This is a genomic window from Shinella sp. SUS2 (assembly GCF_001262505.1).
In the GTDB taxonomy this organism is placed as follows: domain Bacteria; phylum Pseudomonadota; class Alphaproteobacteria; order Rhizobiales; family Rhizobiaceae; genus Shinella.
Genome location: NZ_KQ410727.1, coordinates 110,118 through 131,906, shown reverse-complemented (window position 1 = coordinate 131,906; position 21,789 = coordinate 110,118). Strand labels below are relative to the sequence as shown.

Genomic DNA, 21,789 nt, shown 5'->3' with positions numbered 1-21,789 from the left:
CATGTCGAAATACCAGGAAAACATGGCGAAGGCGGCGGCCTATCTCGCCCGCTTCAAGGAAAAGGGCGTTCTGAACCGCATCGCCGGTGAGGATCTGCCGGCCGAAGGCGGCGCGACCTTCGAGACCATCTCCCCCGTCGACCTGGCGCCGCTCGCGGTGGTGGCAAAGGGCACCGCCGCAGACATCGACCGTGCGGCAAAGGCCGCCAGGGCCGCCTTCGCAGACTGGGCCGCCATGTCGGGCGGAACGCGTAAAAAACTGCTGCACAAGATTGCCGACGCCATCGTGGCACGGGCGGAGGAAATCGCCTTCGTCGAATGCATGGACACCGGGCAGTCGCTGCGCTTCATGGCCAAGGCCGCGCTACGCGGCGCAGAGAACTTCCGCTTCTTCGCCGACCGCGCTCCTGAGGCCCGCGACGGCAAGACGCTGCGCACTGAGGGCCAGATCAACATGACGACCCGCGTGCCGATCGGCCCCGTCGGCATTGTCACACCGTGGAACACGCCCTTCATGCTGTCCACCTGGAAGATCGCCCCGGCGCTCGCTGCCGGCTGCACCATCGTGCACAAGCCGGCCGAATTCTCGCCGCTGACGGCGCGCCTGCTGGTGGAGATCGCCGAGGATGCGGGCCTGCCAAAGGGGGTGTGGAACCTCGTCAACGGTTTTGGCGAAGATGCCGGCAAGGCGCTGACCGAACATCCCCTGATCAAGGCCATCGGCTTCGTCGGCGAAAGTCGCACCGGATCGATGATCATGAAACAGGGCGCCGACACGCTGAAGCGCGTACATTTCGAGCTTGGCGGCAAGAACCCGGTCATCGTCTTCGCCGATGCCGATCTCGAACGCGCGGCAGACGCCGTCGTCTTCATGATCTATTCGCTGAATGGTGAGCGCTGCACCTCCTCCTCCCGCGTGCTGGTGGAGGAGAGCATCTACGAGCGCTTCACCGCCCTTGTTGCGGAGAAGGCGAAACGCATCAAGGTCGGCCATCCGCTCGATCCGGAAACCGTCGTCGGCCCGCTCATCCATCCCGTGCACGAGAAGAAGGTTCTCGAATACATCGCGATCGGCCGGTCCGAGGGCGCGACGGTCACCGCTGGCGGAGAAAAATTCGACGGACCGGGTGGCGGCTGCTATGTTGCGCCGACGCTCTTCACCGGCGCGAACAACGGTATGCGCATCGCCCAGGAGGAGATTTTCGGGCCGGTGCTGACCGCCATTCCCTTCAAGGACGAAGCCGAGGCCCTCACCCTCGCCAACGACGTCCAGTACGGCCTCACCAGCTATCTCTGGACATCGGATGTCACGCGCGCGTTCCGCTTCACCGATCATCTCGATGCCGGCATGATCTGGGTAAATTCGGAGAATGTGCGCCACCTGCCGACGCCTTTTGGCGGCGTCAAGAATTCCGGCATCGGCCGCGATGGCGGCGACTGGTCCTTCGACTTCTATATGGAGACGAAGAACATCGCCTTTGCCACCGGCGCCCACGCCATCCCGAAGCTTGCCGGCTGATCGCCGGAAAACCAGATTGCACCCGCTCTCGCCCGTCGAGGCGGGCTTGAGGAGGAACCCATGCCCGTACCCCAGCCAAACCTCTACCCGCCCTTCAACATCGTGCGCCTCAGCCATGTCGAGTTCGGCGTTACCGACCTTGCAAAGTCCCGCGCCTTCTATGTCGATACGCTCGGCCTGCAGGTGACGGACGAGACCGCAGACACGATCTATCTGCGCGCCATGGAAGAGCGCGGCCACCATTGCATCGTGCTGAAGAAATCCGGAAAATCGGAAGCCCGCGACCTCGGCTTCAAGGTCTTCGACGAGGAGGACCTCGAAAAGGCGGTGCACTTCTTCAAGGGCAAGGGCCTGCCGGTGGAATGGGTCGAGCGCCCTTACCAGGGCCGCACCTTCCGCACGCGCGATCCGCACGGCATCCCCCTGGAATTCTACACCAAGATGGACCGCCTGCCGCCGATCCACCAGAAATATGCGCTCTATCGCGGCGTCAAGCCGCTGCGCATCGACCACTTCAACTGCTTCTCGCCCGATGTCGACGCCTCCGTCGCCTTCTACAACGAACTCGGCTTCCGCGTGACGGAATATACGGAAGACGAAGAGACCGGGAAGCTCTGGGCCGCCTGGACCCATCGTAAGGGCGGCGTGCACGACATCGCCTTCACCAACGGCCGCGGACCCCGCCTGCACCACACCGCCTTCTGGGTGCCGACGCCGCTCAACATCATCGACCTGCTCGACCTGATGGCGACGACCGGCTGGGTTTCCAACATCGAGCGCGGCCCCGGCCGCCATGGCATTTCCAATGCCTTCTTCCTGTACATCCTCGACCCCGACGGGCACCGCATCGAGATCTACTGCTCGGACTACCAGACCGTCGACCCCGATCTCGAACCGATCAAGTGGGATCTGAAGGACCCGCAGCGCCAGACCCTCTGGGGCGCTCCGGCGCCGAAATCCTGGTTCGAACACGGCAGCCTCTTCGCCGGCACAGAGGTCATGGAACCGCAGCTCAAGGCCCAGCCCATCATTGCACCGTGAGGCGCAAACCGGCCGCAGAGATGAAGGAAGACAGGATGAACCACCCGAGATTTGCCAGCTTCAGCATCGGCCCGCGCAAAGGCTACGGCCTGATCGTCGCGGACGGCGTGATCGACCTTTCCACGCGGTTTGCCGACCGTTTTCCGACCCTGAAGGAGGTGGTGGAAGCCGGTGCCTTCGGTGAACTGCTAACCGCGGCCGCCGGGCAAAAGCCGGATCATCCGCTGGATGCGATCAGCTACGAGATCCCGATCCCTGCGCCGGAGAAGATCATCTGCGTCGGCGTGAATTTTCCTGATCGCAACGAGGAGTACAAGGACGGCCAGGCTGCGCCGGCAAATCCGTCGCTGTTCATCCGCTTCCCGCGCTCTTTCACCGGCCACGACCGGCCGTTGATCCGCCCGCCGGAAAGCCCGCAGCTCGACTATGAGGGCGAGATCGTCATCGTCATCGGCAAGGGCGGGCGGCGGATTTCGGAGACCGACGCGCTCGGCCACATCGCGGCACTCTCGCTCTGCAACGAGGGTACCATCCGCGACTGGGTGCGCCATGCCAAGTTCAACGTCACCCAGGGCAAGAACTTCGACCGGACCGGCTCGATCGGCCCCTGGCTGGTGCCCTATGCGGATGAACGCCAGCTCGCCGACATCAAGCTCGAAACACGCGTCAACGGCGAGGTGCGCCAGAGCGACCGCACCAGCCGCATGATCTTTTCCTTCCGCAAGATCATCGCCTACATCTCCACCTTCACCACGCTGGTGCCGGGTGACGTCATCGTGACAGGCACCCCGACCGGCGCCGGTGCACGCTTCGATCCGCCGATCTGGCTGAAGCCGGGCGATGTGGTCGAAGTGGAGGCAGAGGGTATCGGCACGCTCCGCAACACCATCGCCGACGAGGCCACCCCATGATGACGCCCGAGGAGATCCACGCCGCCGCGGCAAGCCTCGACGAGGCCGAGCGCACCCGCATCCAGACCGGCCTTCTCTCGCTGAAGCACCCCGCGATCACCATGGGCGATGCCTATGCAGTCCAGGGCGCCTGGGTGAAGAAGAAGATCGCCGACGGCCGCCGGGTCGTCGGCTGGAAGATCGGCCTCACCTCCAAGGCCATGCAATACGCGCTGAACATCGACATTCCCGATTCCGGCGTGCTGTTCGACGACATGGTCTTCGAGGACGGCGCGACCGTGCCGGCCGGCCGCTTCATCCAGCCGCGCGTCGAGGCGGAGATTGCCTTCGTCATGAAGGCGCCGCTGAAGGGACCGGGCGTCACCGTCTTCGACGTGCTGAACGCCACGGACTATGTAACCCCGGCGCTGGAAATCCTCGATACACGCATCCTGCGCGTCGATCCCGAGACGAAGAAGGCCCGCACCATCTTCGACACGATCTCCGACAATGCCGCCAATGCCGGCATCGTCACGGGCGGGCGCGCCGTGCGTCCTGATCAGATCGACATGCGCTGGATGGGCGCCATCGTCAGCCGCAATGCGGAAGTGGAGGAAACCGGCCTCGGCGCCGGCGTGCTCAACCAGCCCGCCCGTGGCGTCGCCTGGCTCGCCAACCGGCTGGCGCAATATGGTGACGGCATCGAGGCCGGGCAGATCGTGCTCGCCGGCTCGTTCATCCGCCCGGTGGAAGCCCGCCACGGCGATACGATATCAGGCGATTTCGGCCCCTACGGCACCGTCAGCCTGTTCTTCGCATAGGAGTTTTCGATGCCCGCCCCGAAAAACCGCTTCAAGCAGGCGCTCCAGGAAGGCCGGGCGCAGATCGGCCTCTGGCAGGCGCTCGCCAATCCCTACACGGTCGAAATCTGCGCCGAAGCCGGCTACGACTGGCTGCTGCTCGATGCCGAACACGCGCCGAACGACGTGCCCCTGCTCGTCTCGCAGCTCCAGGCGATGAAGGGGACCCCAAGCCACGCCGTCATCCGTCCAGCGATCGGCGAGACCTGGATCGTCAAGCAACTGCTCGACATCGGCGCGCAAACGCTGCTGATCCCGATGGTCGACAGCAAGGCGATGGCAAAGACGATGGTGAAGGCCGTGCGCTACCCGCCGCATGGCGTACGGGGCGTCGGTGCGGCACTCGCCAGAGCCTCCGCCTTCAACCGCACAACGGACTATCTGCAGACGGCAAACGCGGAGATCTGCCTGCTGCTGCAGGTCGAAAGCCGCGCCGGGCTGGAGGCGCTCGATGACATCGCCGGAACCGAGGGGGTTGACGGCGTCTTCATCGGCCCGGCCGACCTTGCCGCCGACATGGGTTTCCTCGGCAAGCCGGGTGCGCCCGAAGTGCAGGCGGAGGTGGAAAAGGCACTGAAGAAGATCCAGGGGCACGGCAAGGCAGCCGGCATCCTGATCGGCGACCTCGGGCTCGCCAAGCGCTATCTGGAGCTCGGCGCCACCTTCGTCGCCATCGGCAACGACGTGACGCTGCTCGCCAATGCCACGACCAAGCTCCTTGCCGATTTCAGAGCTGCCGAGCCGGCAAAAGCTCCGGCCGGCGCCAAGGTCTACTGAGCCGATAAAACGCTATTCTTCGCCGCCTGCCTTGCCGTCGAGCTTGAGGGCGGCGAGCTCCTCCAGCATGTCGAGCAGCGCTTCGACACGCTCGGCACCGAAACGGGCATCGATATCCGCATAGACACGGCGGGAATCCGGCATGACCTCGTCGATGACCGCCTGGCCGGCCGGCGCGAGCCGCAGCAGAACGCGGCGGCCGTCTTCCTTGTCCTTGTGTCGGGTGATCAGACCGCGCTCCTCAAGCGAGCGCAGCATGCGCGTCAGGCTCGGCGCTAGGATGAAGGCCTTCTCGGCCACTTCCGTCGCATCGAGCGTGCCGGCCTGCGAGAGCACCCGGATGACCCGCCACTGCTGCTCGGTCACGTCGTGATCGGCAAGGATCGGCCGGAAATGGCTCATCACCGCTTCGCGGGCCTTCAGGAGGCCGATGGCGAGCGACCGCCGCCGCTCACGCGGCAGGGAATCCTTCGTTTCGTCGGGATTGGTCATGTCGAGAGGGCACCGTTCGTCTTCCTGCCTCTATCCGCGATTTTTCCGGCCTGCGCAATGCGCGGGGAACAGTATAGAACAAGATCAACGGATCGATTGCAGCTGTCCGGCATGCTAGCGTCGCCGGTGAAGCCAGCCCAGCGAAAGTGCAACAGCCCATGACGCCTGAAACATCCATGCCAGAGACAAACTATATCTTCCCGCCGTCGCCGGTTCCGGCCCTGCCGATCCGGGGCAGCACCGCGCTCTTTCCCATCCATCGCATCTATTGTGTCGGGCGCAATTTCGCGGACCATGCGATCGAGATGGGTCATGCCCCCGACAAGGAGCCGCCCTTCTTCTTCCAGAAGAACCCCGACACCGTGGTGTTGCCCGGCACCCCCTTTCCCTATCCTGCTGCCAGCCGCGATGTCCACCACGAGGTCGAGCTGGTCGTCGCCCTCCAGAGCGGCGGCACGGACATTCCCGTCGAGCGCGCGCTCGACTGCGTCTACGGCTATGCCGTCGGCCTCGACATGACGCGCCGCGACCTGCAGGCGGAGGCCAAGAAACACGGCCGGCCCTGGGAAATCGCAAAGGCCTTCGAGCAATCCGCGCCGTGCGGCCCGGTTCACACGGCCGCCGAGATCGGCCATCCCGGAGAAGGCACGATCCGGCTTACGATCAACGGCACGATCCGCCAGGACGGCAACCTCAATCAGATGATCTGGAAAGTGCCGGAGATGATCGCCTATCTCTCGCGCCTCTTCACCTTGAAGCCCGGCGACCTGATCTTCGCGGGCACGCCGGCCGGCGTCGGCGCGGTGGCAAAGGGCGACACGATGATCGCGCATATCGACGGGTTGGACGAGGTGCGCTTCACCGTCGCCTGATCAACGGACCGCAAGCCGGAGGATGGCGCGGCTCCCTGGTTCAGGGAGCCCTCTGGGCCTGCGACAGGACGCCACGCACCATCGCCGCGTTGTTTGATTAAAGTCAAAGAGCGAGACCTCCGGCGGGTCTACTTCCTTGCTCATGAACGAAAGACGTTCGTCAGCAAGGAGAATTCCAGTGCGTACCATGGCAAAGAGCATCGTCGGCGCGGCAGCAGTCATTCTGGCGCTTGCGCTTCCGGCAGCAGCGGCAGATTTCGAAGTGCATATGCTGAACAAGGGCGCCGAGGGCGCCATGGTGTTCGAGCCCGCCTTCGTGAAGGTCGCACCCGGCGATACCATCACCTTCATCCCCACCGACAAGGGCCACAATGTCGAGACGATCAAGGGCATGATTCCCGAGGGCGCCGAAGCCTTCAAGAGCAAGATCAACGAGAACTTCAAGGTCACCTTCGACAAGGCCGGCGCCTATGGCGTCAAATGCACGCCGCATGTCGGCATGGGCATGGTGGGCGTGGTGGTCGTCGGCGACGCGCCGGCCAATCTCGATGCGGTCAAGACGGGCAAGCTGCCGAAAAAGGCCCGCGAGCGCATGGACGCCGCCATCGCGGCAGCAGGCCTGTAACGGCTCTCCCTTCGGGGCGGGGGGCGGAACCCGGGGCGGAGCGATCCGCACCGGGTTTTCTTTTCACCCGTCAATCGGCCCATTCCGGATCGGTGGTGAAGGCGATGGTCAACCAGCGATCCGGCCCCTCGTCGCCGATCGCCGCGCCGACCTCGTCGCGGATATCATCCCATTCCTGCAGCTTCTTGGCCGGAAAATCCTCCGGAACGATGAAAAAGAGCTCGATCTGTCGGCCGCGGCCGACCCTTGCGACATAGGCCCGATGGGACAGAAAGCCATACCGCTCGACGATGGTCTTCGCGACCGTATCGACGTGGCTCTTCAGGTCGGACGGGGTCACCAGCAGGATATCGGCCAAAGCCTGGCGGATCGTGCCGGCCGGAATGGGGATGATGACGAGGCAGACGAGCGCCAGCGCCAAGGGGTCGATATAGGGCGATAGCCACTCATAGGCCGAGCCCTGGATGAGAAAACCGAAGACGAAGGCGATGAGCAGCGCGCCGGTCAGTCCCGCCGACATCATCCAGGCCTTGGCGTCGAGGGCGACGAAATCGGACTGGATCGTGCGGTTGGCCCGACTGGCGATGATCGCCATAGCGGTGGTGACGGCAAGCGTGACGACGGCATAGAGGATCGCCTGGTCGAAGTCGAGCGGCCGGCCACCGTCCAGAAGGCTGCTGACGGCATTGATTAGTGCGTAGATCGCCGCGCCCGTCAGCAGGATGCCGTTGAGGCCGAGCACCATGGGTTCGAGGTGCCAGAAGCCCATGGTGAAATGCTTGACCAGCCGGCCCTTGCCGGCCCCACCGGCCGCCGAGGCAGCGATCAGGTTCGAGACGAGCAGGGCGATCACCGTCATGACAGCATCCGTCAACGCATAGACACCATCGAAAATGATGGCGAAGGAGCCTGAGAGAATGCCGAAAAGGATGCCGACGCCGGCCAGGAGGATGGTGACCAGGATGGAAATGCGCAGAAGCCCCTGTTCCGTCTTCATGGCCGGTCCTTTCCATTGTTCGAGGGTGCCTGCGGCTTATAGCCGGCACCCCGGACAAATTCCATCTTCTGCATGATCCGGATTTACACATTTAATTTTCTAATGCCCCCGGCCCCTGCTAGTTTGCCGCCATGAACCAACGGGAACGCGCATGCTGAAACTTGCCCTGCTGTCGGCCTGGCTCTTCCTTGCGGCCCTCTGCCCTCCCCTTCTTGCCGCTGAAAACACCATGGATACGCAACTGCACAAGGCCGCCGCGGCAGACGACATCGCCGCCATCAAGACACTGCTCGCCAAGGGTGCGGACATCGACGCGCGCGACACCAGCGGTGCGACGGCACTGCTCGTCGCCACGCATGGCAACAAGGTGAACGCCGCACGCGCGCTGATCGAGGCCGGCGCCGACGTCAACGCCAAGGACGACATCAGCGACAGCCCCTATCTCTATGCCGGGGCACGCGGCCATCTCGAAATTCTCAAGCTGACGCTCGCCCACGGCGCTGATCTCAAGAGCATCAACCGCTATGGCGGCACCGCCATCATTCCGGCTGCCGAACGCGGCCATGTCGAGACCGTCGAGACGCTGATCAAGGCCGGCACCGACGTCGACCACGTCAACCGTCTCGGCTGGACGGCGCTCCTAGAAGCAATCATCCTCGGCGATGGCGGCCCACGCCACGTCAAGATCGTCGCATTGCTGATCGCCGCCGGCGCCAAGATCGAGCTTGCCGACAATGACGGCGTCAGCCCGCTGCAGCACGCCCGCGGCCGCGGCTATGACGAGATCGCCGCGCTGCTGGAAAAGGCCGGCGCGAAGAAATAAAGGGCGGCCAACGCCCGCTGAGACCACCGGAAACACTCAACCAAAGGGCCTGAGACGATGCAACGAAGCTATTACTCCTCCCTCGGCGGCCACCCCCCGCAGAGCGACCTCCTGACCGGCCGCGCCGTCTTCACCGAGGCCTATGCTGTGATCCCCAAGGGGGTGATGCAGGACATCGTCACCAGCTTCCTGCCCTTCTGGAACGACACGCGCTGCTGGGTCATCGCTCGCCCGCTTTCCGGCTTTGCCGAGACCTTCTCACAATATGTCATGGAAGTGGCGCCGGGTGGCGGCAGCGACCGACCGGAACAGGATCCCGAGGCCGAGGGCGTGCTCTTCGTCGTCGATGGCGAGGTGGAACTGACGCTGCCGACCGGCAAGCACACGCTGCAGCCAGGCGGTTACGCCTTCCTGCCGCCAGCCCTGAAATGGTCGCTGCACAACCGCTCGGGCGCCCATGCCCGCTTCCACTGGATCCGCAAGGCCTATGAGGCCGTCGATGGCCTTGCTCATCCCGAGCCGCTGATCCTCAACGAAAGGGACATCACCCCGAACGCGATGCCCGGCACAAACGGGGGATGGGCGACAACGCGCTTCGTCGATCCGAACGACCTGCGCCACGACATGCATGTGACGATCGTCACGCTGATGCCCGGCGCCGTCATTCCTTTTGCGGAAACCCATGTCATGGAGCACGGCCTCTATGTGCTGCAGGGCAAGGCCGTCTACCGCCTCAACCAGGACTGGGTGGAAGTGGAAGCCGGTGACTTCATGTGGCTGCGCGCCTTCTGCCCGCAGGCCTGCTATGCCGGCGGCCCCGAGCCATTCCGCTACCTGCTCTACAAGGACGTCAACCGCCACATGAACCTGCGCCCGTTCGGCAGCCGCCGTTAAGTCCGACGCCCCGCGACGAAAAACCCGCGCTGCATCCGGCGCGGGTTTTCTCGTTCACGGCATGAACGGCATCGCCGCCGGATAGTGCCGAGGATCGAAGCGCAGATAGAGCAGTGCCGTTACAAGCACACAGCCGAGATGCAGCCCCCAGCCCGCCGCAAAGCCACCCGTCCAGTCATGCAGCAACGCCATCGCATAGGGGCCGAGCGCGGCGATGAGAAAGCCCCCGCCCTGCATCAGCGCGGCAAGCGCACCGGCCTGTTCGGGCCGCGGCAGGTGGTCGAGCGCCGTGACGATGGCAAGCGCGAAGCTGCCACCAAGGCCCGCGCCACACAGCCCGGCCCACATGGCCGGCGCCATGACGGGAAGACAGGCAAGGCCGAAGAAGCCGACAGCCTGGAAAAAGATCGTCAGCCAAAGCCAGCGGCGACGGTCGACATTGCGGCGCGCCAGGATGGGAAGGCCAAGCGCCGCGACGGCCTGGCAGACCGCCATGACCGCGACGAGATTGCTGCTGTCGGCGCTCGTCCAGCCCTGTGCCTGGTAATAGGGTGCAAGCCAGGCGATCAGCGAGGAATAGCCGGCATTGATCAGCCCGAAGGCGCCCATCAGCACCCAGGTCCGCGGCCGGCACAGGAGCCGACGCGTCAGCGTCCCATCGGGCCGGCTCGCTTTCACGTCGGACAGGATGCGCCAGGATGCGGCGAGCGCGACGGCAACCGGCAACGCCAGCCAGGCAAGCGCCGCCCGCCAGCTATAGCCGGCATGCACGAGCACCGGCATCATCCGCGCCCCGAAAGCGCCGCCAGCCATGATCATCGCCGAATAGAGCCCTGTCACGACAGGCACGCTCGTCGGAAAGCGTGCCTTGATGATGCCGGGAAAGGCAGCCTGGATGAAAGCGACGCCGACGCCACAGAGCGCCGCCGTCACGATCAGCGACGGGCCATCCCCTGCAACGAGGCGCAGCGCCGAGCCAGCGAAAAGCACGGTCAGCGCAATCAGCAAGCCACGCCGGGCACCCAGCCGCACCAGAAGACCCGGTGCGGCAAAGGCGCCGAGGCCCATCAGAAGCATGGGGAGAAGCGTCAGCATAGCGATGCCGCCAAGACCGAGGCCGGTATCCGCACCGATCTCCGCAAGGATCGGGGCCGGAGCCGCCAGGAAGGGCCTGAGATTGAGGCCGATCAGGACCACCAGTGCAAGCATTGCCCAATCGCGGCCGGAGCGCGTATCCGTCATGGTTCGACTTTCGTGCTGAAAAGACAGGCCGAGGCACAGGCACCAACCCTCGCCTATCGCTATCACTGGCTTGAATCATGCGCAAATTAGATGTTTAGATAGCTGCCATTCCGATTTTCGATGGAGACCCCGTGCTCGATCCGCGCCTGCTCCGGGCTTTCGTGGCAATTGCCGATGCCGGCAGCTTCACTGCCGCGGCCGACCGTCTGCACATGACTCAATCGACGATGAGCCAGCAGATCGCCCGTCTCGAGGAGGCGATCGGCCGGGAGCTGGTTGATCGCGCCGCGCGACCGGTGCGCCTGACGGTGACCGGCGAGCGCCTGCTCGGCCACGCCCGGCGCATCCTCGCGCTGCAGACCGAGGTGCTGGCACTGGTCGCCGAGACCTCCGGCACCACTTCGGTGCGTATCGGCATGCCCGACGACATCGCAACGCCCGAAATGGCCCACGCCTTCGCGGCCTTCGCCAAGCGCCACAAGGAGGCGCGTCTCGACGTCACCACGGGACTGCGTGCGGACCTCACGCGGCGCTATCGTTCCGGTGAACTCGATATCGTCGTGCTCAAGGAGGACACGCCGAGCGCCGACAGCTGGGCGAGTTTCGAAGAGCCGATCGCCTGGTTCGCCGCGCTGGACGCACCAGCGGACTTGCCCGATCCCGTGCCGCTCGTCACCTTCCCGCCCGGCGGGCTCTATCGCGATGCCATGTTCGACAGGCTGGAGCGAGAGCGGCAGCGCTGGTATGTCGCCTTCACCTCTGCCAGCCTGCGCAACGTGCTGATGGCTATCGAGGCCGGCCTCGGCCTCTCGCTGCTGCCCGTCGATGCGGCGAAGGGTTGGCGGGTAAAACGCTTTGCCGATTTCCCGCCTGAGCCACCGGTCGTCGCCTCGCTTTATTCCTGGGAGCGGAACGGCATCGTCGGTGAACTCGCAAGCGAGGTTCTCGACATCCTCAAGCGGCATTTTGCCCGTGAAAGGAACTCCATCGCCTAGCAGAAAGCGCTCGCTGCCCGGCCTGTTTTTTATCTGCTGCGGAGAACGGATCGGGTATTCGGCACGCTCTGAAAATTGCGTTGGAACAATTCGGGGGTATCTGCGTTTTCTGAGCGAGAAAACGCACATTTCAGGACCCCATGACCCGCCCTTCCTCCACCTACCGCCTGCAGTTCCGAAACGGCATGGACTTCGCGAGGGCACGTCAGTTGGTGCCCTATCTCCAGCATCTCGGCATCAGTCATCTGCACGCTTCGCCGGTGATGACGGTGGTGAAGGGATCGCCCCATGGCCGCGATGTCATCGATCCCAATGCTGTCGATCCTGCCCTCGGCGGCCTCGATGGCCTTCGCCAGCTTGCCGGCGATCTGAAGGCGAAAGGCCTAGGCCTCATCCTAGACATCGCACCGAACCACGTGGCCGCAAGCCTTGAAAACCCCTGGTGGCACAGCGTCCTCACCTGGGGAAAGGAAAGTCCGTTTTCCGGGCATTTCGATATCGACTGGTCGGAAAAACTGACCCTGCCCATACTCGACAGGGATTTCGCGGCGGAAGCCGCGAGCGGCAGGATCCGCCTCGCGCTGGATCCGGAGCGAGGCGTCCTGTCGCTGTGCTACCGCGGCGACTTCTATCCCCTGCATCCCGAGACAGGCCCGCAAGCTCTCGCAGCACGCGGCGACGACCTCTTGCTGATCGCCGCCCCGACAGCAGCCTTCGAGGGTGCCGCTGCCAGCACGCGTGCCGTCATCGACGAGAAGGAGGTCGTGGCGCGCATACTTGCCGAAATCTCGCACGATCCGGGGCGAATCACGGCCATCCACGAGGCGCAGCCCTGGCGGCTGGTGGAACGAAAGACGGCGCGCCGACAGGCCGGCTACCGACGACTGTCCCGATCCGCAGACCTTGTCGGACTGCGCCTCGACGACACCAGGGTCTTTGACGACAGCCACCGGCTGATCATCGACCTCGTGCGCGAAGGCACGGTGGACGGGCTGGCGATCCTTCACATCGACGGGTTCAGCGATCCGCGTGCCTATCTGGAACGGCTGCGCGCCGCCGTCGGTTCGGCCTATCTGATCGTCGACAAGCGCCTTGCAGGAAGCGAGCGGCTGGCGGCGGAATGGCCGGTTCACGGCACGACCGGCGGCGAAATCATCACCGCACTCACCGGCATGATGGCCTGCCGTCCCGGCGAGGCATCCGGCCCCGGCAACGATGGCCTGCGAACGGAAACGGTCCGGGAGGCCTGCAAGCGGCAGATCCTCACGAGGGACCTGGAGAGCGAGACGGCACAGCTGACCCTCCTTGCAAAGGCTCTCGCCGACCGATCCCATGCCGACCTCTCCCGCAGCTCGCTTGCCGAGGCGATCCGCGCCTTGATCATCGCCCTCCCCGTCGCACGGACATACGCAACCGCCACGCATATCAGCGAACGCGACCGCGAGATCATCGCAACGGCCCGACAGCAGGCCCAGGAGGGAAACCGACCGGAGGTCCGCGAGGCGATCGACTTCATCTGGGAACTGCTGGCCGACGACCGGATCGCGGTTACTCTTGCAGGCTGCACCGAGTTTCGCGCGCGTTTCCAACAATTGAGCGGCTGCGTTGCGGCAAGAGTGCCTGACGACGCGCTTCTCTCAACGGACACCGGCAGCACTGCGCGCGGCGGATTGCCGGACGGCCCCGCGGCGTTTCACGCATCCATGCGGGCCCGCGCAGAAGCCATGCCGCACGGCCTGTCCGCTGTCGCCCCGTTCGGCGCTGCCTGTGGCGGAGACACCAGAGCCCGGCTCCACGCCCTCGCAGAGGCGCCGGACCTCTGGCACACAGCGACGGGGCGCTGGTCTGCCCTCGGCGCCGCCGTGATCCGCGACCCGGCCGGCGGGACCGCACCGGAGCCGGATACGGAACGGCTGCTTTACAATGCAATCGCAGCCATCTGGCCGGTCGCGGGGCTTGAGGACAGCGCGGCCATCCGGTCCCTTGCCGCCGATCTGAAGGTTTTCGTGCAAAGCCAGAGGCATGTCAGCCCGCAAGGCCGGCTGCCGGGCACCCATCCAGAGCGGGCGCTTGCCGGTCTCATCGAAGGCCTGTTCGGTAATGACGCTTTCCTGCGCGATCTAGACGCGACATTGCCGCCCTTTATCGATGCCGGGCTGATGAACGCCCTTGCACAGACGCTGATCAAACTGACCATGCCGGGCGTTCCGGATATAAGGCAGGGCAGCGAGCGCGGCGACTTCTCCTTGCGGAAGGCTGGGCACCGCGTGTTCATGCTGCCATCCGGCATCCTGTCGGAAAAGCCGCCCGCGACAAGGACTGCCTTCGCCTCCTACAAGCAATGGCTGGTGGCAACCGTGCTCGCCACACGAATGAAACATCCCGAAGGTCCGTTCGCCGGCCCTTACCTTCCACTCGACCTTTCGGATGGCGGCGCGCAAGCTCTCGCCTTCCTGCGTGGCGCCCCACAGGCGTTTGCCATTACCGTGGCGCCGCGCCACACTTTCGGCAAGACGCATCCCGGCAGCCTGCACCTGACGGAGGACGCGATGCGCGGCATTTCCATCACCATTCCCGACCGCTTCTACGGGCGCACCGTGCAATCCGTACTCGATGGCCGAAAATTGGTTCTGGGTGGCGACCTGCCACTCACCGAAGCCCTTGCTGGGGAGCCTGTCGCTCTCTTCGTCAGCGCCTAAAGCACTCTCGCCAAGGCGGCCAGGGGCGAACAGAGACTTGGAGTCCGTCAGCTTTATACTGAGTATGAAGGACCCTAGGATTCTTTGTTTTCGCTTGTCCTTTCGGGAAAACCGGGTTCCACTTTTCCCTGACAAACCCTAGCGGATCTCCCGCGCCAGCGTCTGAAGCTGCGTGAAGGCATCGTAACGCTTCGTGTGCAGAGCCGCGATATCGGCACCGGCCGGCTGGTAGGTGCGGTCGGTCGCCGAAAGGGCTGCCATTGCCGCTCGCACATCCGGGAAGGCGCCCGCGGCGACGCTTCCGAGAATGGCGGCACCGAGCAGCACCGGCTCCTCCGCCCGTGTCGCAAGCAAGGCCTTGCCGGTTGTATCGGACAGGAGCTGGCGAACGAGATCGAGCTGGCCCGCACCACCGCTGATCACGATCCTGTCAATGGGCGCACCGGCCGCCGCCTGCGCGTCGATGATCTGGCGCAAGCCATAGCCAATGCCGCAAAGCCCGGCGATGTAGAGCGAGACGAGATTGGCAAGGTCACGCTCCATGCCGAGGCCGACGATCGCCGCGCGGGCGTGCGGATCGGCGAAGGGCGCGCGATTGCCGAGAAATTCGGGCACGACATGTACGCCATCCGCCAGCTCTGCCGCGGCCGAAAGCGTCGGCACGTTCTCTGCAGCAAGCCCCGCCAGGAAGGCCGGCAAGGAAAGGCCCTGTGCCTTCGCCAGCGCAGCGGCTTCGCCCGCCGCCGGGTGGAAGGAGAGAAGCTGCTCGATGGCAGCGCCGGCCGCCGATTGCCCACCCTCGTTCAACCACATGCCCGGCACCATGGCAGAATAATATGGCCCCCAGACACCCGGCACGAAGACCGGCTCTCGGGTCGAGGTCATGGTGCAGGAGGACGTGCCGAAGACATAGCCGAGATTGTTTTCCGGCGGGCCCTCGACCCCAACCGTGCCGATGCCGCCCGCATGGGCATCGATCATGCCGGCACCGACCGGCGTACCCGCGGCAAGACCGAGCTCTGCCGCCGCCTTTGCCGTCAGACCGCTGCCAAGCGGCGTGCCCGGCTCGACGACGCGTTGGCCGATACGGACAAAATCCTCATCTGCGAGCAGACCGAGGCCGATGTCATGGAAATAGCTCGGATCCCACCGCTTTTCATGCGCAAGATAGGTCCATTTGCAGGTCACAGTGCAGGTAGAACGCGCGAGGTCGTCCGTCGCGCGCCAGGTCAGGAAGTCTGCAAGGTCGAAAAACTGCCAGGCAGCATCGAAGACCTGCGGACGATTTTCCTTGAGCCACAACAGCTTCGGCGTTTCCATCTCCGGTGAGATGATGCCGCCGACATAGCGCAACACCTCGTGACCCTTGGCGTTGATGCGCTCGACCTGTTCGACCGCCCTGTGGTCCATCCAGACGATGATGTCGCGCTGCGGGTCCTCCGAAGGGCCGACGGGTAGCGGCTTGCCCCCATCTCCGAGCACGACCAGCGAACACGTCGCGTCGAAGCCGAGGCTGATGATCTGCTCGGGCGCAACGCCGGCCTTGGCGACGGCTTCACGCACCGAAGCACAGACGGCGGCCCAGATCTCCGTGCTCGACTGCTCGACCATCGCGCCCGGCTCGCGGAACAGCGAAATGTCGCGTTTTCCCGAGGCCAGCATGCGCCCGGTCATGTCGAAGAGGCCGGCTCGGGCGCTTCCGGTGCCGACATCGACGCCGACAAGGTAGCGTTCGCCGCCCGCGGGACGTGCGGAGGAAGGAGTGTTCATGGGTCTACCGCCTGCAATCGGAAATTCTTCGGGCAGGCGGCCACAAGCCGCCTGCGGGTTTTGCTTCAGAGATCGACGCTGTTCGGCAGGATCACCAGGTCACGGATCGTGACATTGCGCGGCCGGGTCAGCATGAAGAGCACGGCATCGGCCACCTCCTTCGGCTGCATCAGGCTGCCATTGGCGAGCGCTTCGTCCATCTTCTCCTTCGGCCAGTCGTCGAGCAGCGCCGTCACGACCGGTCCCGGTAGCACCGCGCCGACACGCACGCCATGTTGTGCCACCTGCCGGCGCGTCGAATGCACGAAGGCCTGTACCGCGAATTTCGAGGCCGTGTAGATCGGCTCCCAGACGACGGGCACGACACCTGCAATCGACGAGGTGAAGAGGATATCACCGGTCTTCTTCCCGATCATGTAGGGCAGAACTGCGTGGACCGAGCGGAAGGCCGCGTTGATGTTGAGGTTCAGCATGCGGTCCCAGGCGTCGGGGTCACCCTCTACCACCGGCCCGCCGATATAGGCACCGGCATTGGCGTGGAAGATGTCGAGCCCGCCGGCAATCTCCAGGATACGAGGCATCATGCCCGAAACGTCGGCGGGATCCAGGAGATCGACGACGAGCGGCAGGGCATTGGGGCCGAGCTCCTTGCAGAGCTGTTCCAGCTTGTCCTTCGCGCGGTCGACGAGCACCACCTTCGCGCCTTCGGCAAGGAGGGTCCTGGCGCATTCCAGGCCGATGCCGGAGGCGGCACCGGTGATGGCGGCAATCTTGCCCTTCATGAGGTCAGCCATATCGAAAACTCCATTCCAAAATTATGCACGGCCGTGGCTGACGCGTGAGCGTCGGGCGAGCGAATCGACGATGACGGCGATGGCGAGAACGCCCCCGGTGATCATGTAGCGCAGCGATGACGAGAGATTGAGCAGCGTCAGGCCATTCGAGATCGCCTGGATGACGATGATGCCGAGCAGGGCCGAATAGGCGCTGCCGCGACCACCGAAGAGGCTGGTACCGCCGATAACCGCCGCGGCGATCGCGTTGAGGTTGACGTCGCCCGTGCCGGCCTGCTGGCTGGAGGAGGCAAGCCGCGAAGCCGAGAGGATGCCGCCGAGCGCGGCCAGCGTCGAGCAGAGCATGAAGGCGCTCATATAGATGCGGCGCACGTTGATGCCCGAGCGGCGCGCCGCCTCCTTGTTGCCGCCGACGGCGAACATCGAGCGGCCCCATTTGGTGCGCGTCAGCGCATAGTTGAGGACAACGGCGAGCGCGATGAAGAGCGCGAACATCCACGGGATGCCGCGGCCGAGATTGAGATAGAAGACGGCGATCTCCAGCGCTGCCGTCAGCACGACGGCCTTGAGGATCAGCGCCCGCATCGGCTGGGCGGAGAGGTTCGCCGCAAGACGCTGCGTGCGGGTGCGAAGGCCGCGGCCGATCATCACCAGGCCGGGAACCAGCGCCAGGGTGTAGGACAGCCAGTCGGGCATGATCAGGATCTGGCCGAAACGCACCAGCGAGGATGCATAGGGCAGATTGATCGAGCCGGTCGGGCCGAGAATGAAGAGCTGCAGGCCGAGCAGCGCCAGCAGACCTGCGAGCGTGGCGACGAAACTCGGCATGCCCAGCCGGTTGTAGAGCGTCGCATAAAGAAGGCCGACGCCCGCACCGACGACAAGTGCGGCGAGGATGGCCCCGACGATCGGCCAGCCCTGATTGACCCAGAGGACGCCCACCATGGCGGAAGCAAGACCGCTCATCGAGCCCACCGAAAGATCGATCTCGCCAAGAACGAGCACGCAGACGATGCCGAGTGAGATGACGCCGACGGTGGCGCAATCGAACAACAGGTTCACGAGATTGTTCGGCGCGAGGAAAATCGGATTCAGGGCGGAAAAGACGACGGAGATGACGACGAGGCCGACGGCAACCGGCAACATGCCGAGATCGCCGGAGCGTACGCGGTCGATGAAACCGCGCGCCATGGCGGACAGGCTGTCGTCGTGGCGCACGCGCTCGTCGCTGCGGTCGAGCGTCGGCTGGGAGGAATTCTGGCTCATGCGGCGCCCCCGTGATTTTCCTGGACGTGAGACTTGCGTTCGGCGCGGCGCGAGACGGAATTGTCAGTCGCGCCTGTGATGGCGGAAACGAGCTCCTGATTGGAGGAGTCGGGCGTGAAGACACCGTTGTTGCGCCCGAGCCGGAGCACGACGATGCGGTCGGCGACGGCGCGCACGTCCTCCATGTTGTGGCTGATGATGATGACGCCGAGTCCGCGGTCGCGCACGCGCTCGATGAGGTTCAGCACCTCGGCCGTCTGCGCGACGCCGAGCGCGGCTGTCGGCTCGTCCAGCATGATGAGCTTCGGATTGAGCAGCAGCGAGCGGGCGATGGCGACCGTCTGGCGCTGGCCGCCGGAAAGCGAGGCGATCGGCTCACGCACCGAGGGGATGCGCGCGGCAAGCTCGCGCAGCAGCGTCCAGGCGCGCACTTCCATCGCCACTTCGTCGAGCGCCCAGGGCGACAGCTCGTGGCCGAGATAGAGATTGGCGACGACATCGAGGTTTTCGCACAGTGCGAGGTCCTGGAAGACGGTGGCGATGCCCAGGTCCAGCGCCTTGGCCGGGCTGTCGAGCGTCACCTGTCGGCCGCAGAATTCGATCGTGCCCGAGGACGGCTGATGCACGCCGGCAAGCACCTTGACCAGTGTCGACTTGCCGGCGCCATTGTCGCCAACCAGCGCGACCACTTCGCCGGCCTTCACGTCGAGCTCGATGTCCGTCAATGCGGAAACGGCCCCGAAATTCTTCGATACGCCGCTGAGACGCAGCACGGATTCCCCCTTGGAGGGAGCATTTTGAAGCGTGGCTGTCATGGCCCGGAACCTTCAGACTGACCTTTCGACGGCAGGAAATGTCCGGCCGCCTTGTGCGGCCGGACACAGATGGCGGCGCTTACTGGATGATGCCCAGTTTGCGGCAACCTTCAACATACTCGCCGGTGCAGACCTCTTCCGGCTTGTTGACGCCCTTGTCGAAGATCTCGGCCTTGATGTTCTCCGCCGTCACGACCGCCGGAACGAAAAGCTGTGAGGGCGTTTCGTAGAGCTTGTGCGTCGCTTCCGGCGTCTCGCCCTTGAGGAGCTTGACGGCGACATTCGCCGCCGCTGCCGCAACGATTTCCGACGGCTTGGAGATCGTGTTGTACTGGTCGCCGGAGATGATGAGCTGGAGCGCCGCGATGGTCGCGTCGTTGCCCGTCACCGGCGGCATTTCCTTGACACCGGCCGCCTTCAGCGCCGCGATCGCGCCGCCGCCCGTGCCGTCATTGGCCGCGACGATGCCCTTGATCTCCTCGCCGAAGCGAGTGATCTGGCCAGCCGCCCATTCCTGCGCCTTCGGCGGCGCCCAGTCCGGCGTGTCGAATTCGGCGAGCGTCTTGTAGGGCGAGGCGTCGAGGGCGGAATCGATGCCGTCGCGGATGAGCCCGGCGGCCGCATCGGTCGGCGAGCCGTTGATCTGCAGCACGCCGGCACCATCGGGAACACCCTTCGCCTTCAGGTGATCGACAAGCGATTGCGCAATGGCCTTGCCGATGCCTTCATTGTCGAAGGAGACGTAATAGTCGGCCGGCTTGTCCGGGATCGGGCGGTCATAGGCGATGACCTTGACGTCCTGCGACTGGGCGATCTCGACGAGGGCAGCGGCAGCGGCGGAATCAACAGGGTCGAGCACGACGACCTTGGCACCCTGCGCGATCACCGAGTTGAATTGCTGCTGCTGGAGCGCGACGTCGGCATTGGCGTTCTGGTAGATCACCGTGCAGCTCGGGCACAGCTTTTCCATCTCGGCCTTGAAGCCGGGATAGTCATGCTGCTCGTAACGGGTCGAAGCCTGGTCGGGCATCAGGAAGGCAACGGTCGCGCCCTCCTGGGCAAAGGCGGCGCTGCCGAGCGACAGGACGAGGCCGGTCGAGGCGAGCAAATGGGTAAGCGTCTTCATTGGGTTCCTCCACGGTTGATATTTCGCCAGTTCCCTCAAGCCGTCCAGGGCGACAGGACCGACAATCTCCGCGCACCGAATGGGCACAGAACATCGTTCGCTGCGGCGAGGCCACAACGTCCGGTTCGTCGATGCTCCGTCTGACTCCTCCCTTGGGTCAGCCTTGCTGTTCAGGCAACTTCATCGATGGAGCATACCTGCTCAATCGATGAAGCAAGAATTGCCACCAAACACCATTGGTGTCAAGGTGGCTCACGAAACGGAGATGACGTGTGAATAGAACGACGCAGACGAAAAGGACGACGATCTACGATCTGGCGGAGCTGGCAGGCACCTCGGCAAGCGCCGTCAGCGCGGTTTTGAACGGCAACTGGAAGAAGCGGCGCATCAGCGCAAAGCTCGCCGAAAAGATCACGAAACTCGCCGAGGAACAGGGCTATGCGCTCAACATGCAGGCGAGCGTGCTGCGCCGCGAGCGATCCAAGATCATCGGCATGATCGTGCCGAAATACGACAACCGCTACTTCGCCTCGATCGTCGAGCAATTCGAGATGCTGGCCCGCGCGCGCGGCCTCTTTCCCATCATCACCTGCACGCAGCGCGATCCGGCGCTGGAGGTGGAGGCGGCGCGTGCCATGCTCTCCTACCAGGTCGACTGCCTGATCGCTACGGGCGCCACCGACCCGGACCATATCGTCGACCTCTGCGCTGCCGCGGGCGTACGCACCATCAATCTCGATCTTCCAGGCACGCGCGCGCCATCCGTCATCTCCGACAATTACGGCGGCGCCTTGGAACTCACACGCCGGGTGCTCGCCAACTGCGAGCGGGAATTCGGTGAAAAAAGCCCCCTGCTCTTCGTCGGCGGCCGCGGCAGCGACCACAACACGATGGAGCGCGTACGCGGTTTTCGCGATGCGCATGCCGAGGCGGGCGTGACGGTGGATGAGACACTGGTGATGACCTGCGGCTATGCGCCCGAAAAGGCGGAAAACGCCATGAAGCAGCTCGCCGAGCGCAAAGAGCCGCTGCCACGCGGCATGTTCGTCAACTCCACCATCTCGCTGGAAGGCGTCATGCGCTGGATCCGCCGCTCCGGCCGCTATGCCGACCGGGTGCCGCAGCTCGGCTGCTTCGACTGGGACCCCTTCGTCGCCATGCTGGGCGACCATATCGAGATGGTCCGCCAGGACGTCCCCAAAATGCTGGAAGCCGTGTTCGGCATCATCGATTCCGGCGCGACGGACCGCACCGTGGTGCAAATCCCTCCCATCGTCGAAAAGATCGGCTGA

At 64.6% G+C, this 21,789-nt stretch carries 20 protein-coding genes; 12 read left to right on the top strand and 8 right to left on the bottom strand.

All coding sequences use genetic code 11. From position 1 onward, the window contains the following. The first annotated feature begins 1 nt into the window (after position 1). The 5 genes from hpaE to hpaI are packed head-to-tail and all read left to right on the top strand — an operon-like array spanning position 2 to position 5,087. Positions 2-1,519, top strand: coding sequence for a 5-carboxymethyl-2-hydroxymuconate semialdehyde dehydrogenase (gene hpaE, locus AKG11_RS09250; RefSeq protein WP_050743682.1), 1,518 nt, complete (start codon positions 2-4; stop codon positions 1,517-1,519). Between the two features lie 60 nt (positions 1,520-1,579). Next, positions 1,580-2,560 carry a 3,4-dihydroxyphenylacetate 2,3-dioxygenase gene (hpaD, locus tag AKG11_RS09245; RefSeq protein ID WP_023514702.1) on the top strand — a complete coding sequence of 327 codons (981 nt, stop codon included), beginning with the start codon at positions 1,580-1,582 and terminating at the stop codon, positions 2,558-2,560. A 35-nt stretch (positions 2,561-2,595) separates the two neighbouring features. Then, the gene (locus AKG11_RS09240; protein ID WP_050743681.1) at positions 2,596-3,471 is read left to right on the top strand and encodes a fumarylacetoacetate hydrolase family protein; all 876 of its coding nucleotides are present in this window, start codon (positions 2,596-2,598) and stop codon (positions 3,469-3,471) included. Further along, positions 3,468-4,271, top strand: a complete 804-nt coding sequence (gene hpaH / locus AKG11_RS09235; RefSeq protein ID WP_023514700.1) for a 2-oxo-hept-4-ene-1,7-dioate hydratase — start codon at positions 3,468-3,470, stop codon at positions 4,269-4,271. The genes AKG11_RS09240 and hpaH overlap by 4 nt, the downstream gene beginning before the upstream one ends. A gap of 9 nt (positions 4,272-4,280) precedes the next feature. Continuing rightward, entirely contained in the window at positions 4,281-5,087 is an 807-nt protein-coding gene (gene hpaI / locus AKG11_RS09230) for a 4-hydroxy-2-oxoheptanedioate aldolase (RefSeq protein ID WP_050743680.1), read from the top strand. Between the two features lie 12 nt (positions 5,088-5,099). Here the strand turns inward: hpaI and hpaR are convergent, their stop codons facing one another. Continuing rightward, entirely contained in the window at positions 5,100-5,579 is a 480-nt protein-coding gene (hpaR, locus tag AKG11_RS09225; protein WP_023514698.1) for a homoprotocatechuate degradation operon regulator HpaR, read from the bottom strand. A gap of 176 nt (positions 5,580-5,755) precedes the next feature. Here hpaR and AKG11_RS09220 point away from each other — a divergent pair, with 176 nt between their 5' ends. Together AKG11_RS09220 and AKG11_RS09215 are read left to right on the top strand one after the other, a co-directional pair. Beyond that, positions 5,756-6,451: a fumarylacetoacetate hydrolase family protein gene (locus AKG11_RS09220; RefSeq protein WP_050743679.1), complete on the top strand. Its 696-nt coding sequence runs from the start codon at positions 5,756-5,758 to the stop codon at positions 6,449-6,451. 187 nt (positions 6,452-6,638) lie between these two features. Next, complete coding sequence (locus tag AKG11_RS09215) at positions 6,639-7,076, top strand: pseudoazurin (RefSeq protein ID WP_088016417.1); 438 nt, start codon at positions 6,639-6,641, stop codon at positions 7,074-7,076. 70 nt (positions 7,077-7,146) lie between these two features. Here AKG11_RS09215 and AKG11_RS09210 read toward each other — a convergent pair whose 3' ends face one another. Next, on the bottom strand, positions 7,147-8,073 hold the full coding sequence (locus AKG11_RS09210) for a cation diffusion facilitator family transporter (RefSeq protein ID WP_023514695.1): 927 nt from the start codon (positions 8,071-8,073) through the stop codon (positions 7,147-7,149). Between the two features lie 229 nt (positions 8,074-8,302). On the opposite strand from AKG11_RS09210, the gene AKG11_RS09205 reads away from it, so the two are divergent. Together AKG11_RS09205 and AKG11_RS09200 are read left to right on the top strand one after the other, a co-directional pair. Next, positions 8,303-8,896: an ankyrin repeat domain-containing protein gene (locus tag AKG11_RS09205; RefSeq protein WP_088016426.1), complete on the top strand. Its 594-nt coding sequence runs from the start codon at positions 8,303-8,305 to the stop codon at positions 8,894-8,896. 57 nt (positions 8,897-8,953) lie between these two features. Further along, entirely contained in the window at positions 8,954-9,790 is an 837-nt protein-coding gene (locus tag AKG11_RS09200; RefSeq protein WP_050743677.1) for a bifunctional allantoicase/(S)-ureidoglycine aminohydrolase, read from the top strand. Positions 9,791-9,844: 54 nt separating this feature from the next. Here AKG11_RS09200 and AKG11_RS09195 read toward each other — a convergent pair whose 3' ends face one another. Then, positions 9,845-11,032 (bottom strand): cyanate transporter, encoded by a 1,188-nt coding sequence (locus AKG11_RS09195; protein ID WP_050743676.1) that lies wholly within the window; start codon positions 11,030-11,032, stop codon positions 9,845-9,847. Between the two features lie 131 nt (positions 11,033-11,163). Here AKG11_RS09195 and AKG11_RS09190 point away from each other — a divergent pair, with 131 nt between their 5' ends. Continuing rightward, positions 11,164-12,027 carry a LysR family transcriptional regulator gene (locus AKG11_RS09190; protein WP_050743675.1) on the top strand — a complete coding sequence of 288 codons (864 nt, stop codon included), beginning with the start codon at positions 11,164-11,166 and terminating at the stop codon, positions 12,025-12,027. Positions 12,028-12,167: 140 nt separating this feature from the next. After that, entirely contained in the window at positions 12,168-14,726 is a 2,559-nt protein-coding gene (gene treY, locus AKG11_RS09185) for a malto-oligosyltrehalose synthase (protein ID WP_050743674.1), read from the top strand. A gap of 138 nt (positions 14,727-14,864) precedes the next feature. On the opposite strand, the gene AKG11_RS09180 is transcribed toward treY, so the two are convergent. From AKG11_RS09180 to AKG11_RS09160, 5 genes are all read right to left on the bottom strand, one after another. Continuing rightward, positions 14,865-16,496, bottom strand: coding sequence for an FGGY-family carbohydrate kinase (locus AKG11_RS09180; RefSeq protein ID WP_050743673.1), 1,632 nt, complete (start codon positions 16,494-16,496; stop codon positions 14,865-14,867). Between the two features lie 65 nt (positions 16,497-16,561). Continuing rightward, positions 16,562-17,290 (bottom strand): SDR family oxidoreductase, encoded by a 729-nt coding sequence (locus AKG11_RS09175; protein WP_050743672.1) that lies wholly within the window; start codon positions 17,288-17,290, stop codon positions 16,562-16,564. Between the two features lie 21 nt (positions 17,291-17,311). Further along, entirely contained in the window at positions 17,312-18,556 is a 1,245-nt protein-coding gene (locus tag AKG11_RS09170; RefSeq protein ID WP_023512743.1) for a sugar ABC transporter permease, read from the bottom strand. Then, positions 18,553-19,371, bottom strand: a complete 819-nt coding sequence (locus tag AKG11_RS09165; RefSeq protein ID WP_023512744.1) for an ATP-binding cassette domain-containing protein — start codon at positions 19,369-19,371, stop codon at positions 18,553-18,555. Before AKG11_RS09165 ends, AKG11_RS09170 begins: the two co-directional genes overlap by 4 nt. A 79-nt stretch (positions 19,372-19,450) precedes the next feature. Further along, entirely contained in the window at positions 19,451-20,497 is a 1,047-nt protein-coding gene (locus tag AKG11_RS09160) for an ABC transporter substrate-binding protein (protein WP_050743671.1), read from the bottom strand. 272 nt (positions 20,498-20,769) lie between these two features. Between AKG11_RS09160 and AKG11_RS09155 the strand changes: the two genes are divergently transcribed. Next, a complete protein-coding gene (locus AKG11_RS09155; RefSeq protein ID WP_050743670.1) occupies positions 20,770-21,789 on the top strand; it encodes a LacI family DNA-binding transcriptional regulator in 1,020 nt (339 codons plus the stop codon).

What these genes read in the sequence shown, in the direction of transcription:
- hpaE (WP_050743682.1), top strand. Translation starts at nt 2, where the DNA reads ATGTCGAAATACCAGGAAAACATGGCGAAGGCGGCGGCCTATCTCGCC.
- hpaD (WP_023514702.1), top strand. Translation starts at nt 1,580, where the DNA reads ATGCCCGTACCCCAGCCAAACCTCTACCCGCCCTTCAACATCGTGCGC.
- AKG11_RS09240 (WP_050743681.1), top strand. Translation starts at nt 2,596, where the DNA reads ATGAACCACCCGAGATTTGCCAGCTTCAGCATCGGCCCGCGCAAAGGC.
- hpaH (WP_023514700.1), top strand. Translation starts at nt 3,468, where the DNA reads ATGATGACGCCCGAGGAGATCCACGCCGCCGCGGCAAGCCTCGACGAG.
- hpaI (WP_050743680.1), top strand. Translation starts at nt 4,281, where the DNA reads ATGCCCGCCCCGAAAAACCGCTTCAAGCAGGCGCTCCAGGAAGGCCGG.
- hpaR (WP_023514698.1), bottom strand. Translation starts at nt 5,579, where the DNA reads ATGACCAATCCCGACGAAACGAAGGATTCCCTGCCGCGTGAGCGGCGG.
- AKG11_RS09220 (WP_050743679.1), top strand. Translation starts at nt 5,756, where the DNA reads ATGCCAGAGACAAACTATATCTTCCCGCCGTCGCCGGTTCCGGCCCTG.
- AKG11_RS09215 (WP_088016417.1), top strand. Translation starts at nt 6,639, where the DNA reads ATGGCAAAGAGCATCGTCGGCGCGGCAGCAGTCATTCTGGCGCTTGCG.
- AKG11_RS09210 (WP_023514695.1), bottom strand. Translation starts at nt 8,073, where the DNA reads ATGAAGACGGAACAGGGGCTTCTGCGCATTTCCATCCTGGTCACCATC.
- AKG11_RS09205 (WP_088016426.1), top strand. Translation starts at nt 8,303, where the DNA reads ATGGATACGCAACTGCACAAGGCCGCCGCGGCAGACGACATCGCCGCC.
- AKG11_RS09200 (WP_050743677.1), top strand. Translation starts at nt 8,954, where the DNA reads ATGCAACGAAGCTATTACTCCTCCCTCGGCGGCCACCCCCCGCAGAGC.
- AKG11_RS09195 (WP_050743676.1), bottom strand. Translation starts at nt 11,032, where the DNA reads ATGACGGATACGCGCTCCGGCCGCGATTGGGCAATGCTTGCACTGGTG.
- treY (WP_050743674.1), top strand. Translation starts at nt 12,168, where the DNA reads ATGACCCGCCCTTCCTCCACCTACCGCCTGCAGTTCCGAAACGGCATG.
- AKG11_RS09180 (WP_050743673.1), bottom strand. Translation starts at nt 16,496, where the DNA reads ATGAACACTCCTTCCTCCGCACGTCCCGCGGGCGGCGAACGCTACCTT.
- AKG11_RS09175 (WP_050743672.1), bottom strand. Translation starts at nt 17,290, where the DNA reads ATGGCTGACCTCATGAAGGGCAAGATTGCCGCCATCACCGGTGCCGCC.
- AKG11_RS09170 (WP_023512743.1), bottom strand. Translation starts at nt 18,556, where the DNA reads ATGAGCCAGAATTCCTCCCAGCCGACGCTCGACCGCAGCGACGAGCGC.
- AKG11_RS09165 (WP_023512744.1), bottom strand. Translation starts at nt 19,371, where the DNA reads ATGACAGCCACGCTTCAAAATGCTCCCTCCAAGGGGGAATCCGTGCTG.
- AKG11_RS09160 (WP_050743671.1), bottom strand. Translation starts at nt 20,497, where the DNA reads ATGAAGACGCTTACCCATTTGCTCGCCTCGACCGGCCTCGTCCTGTCG.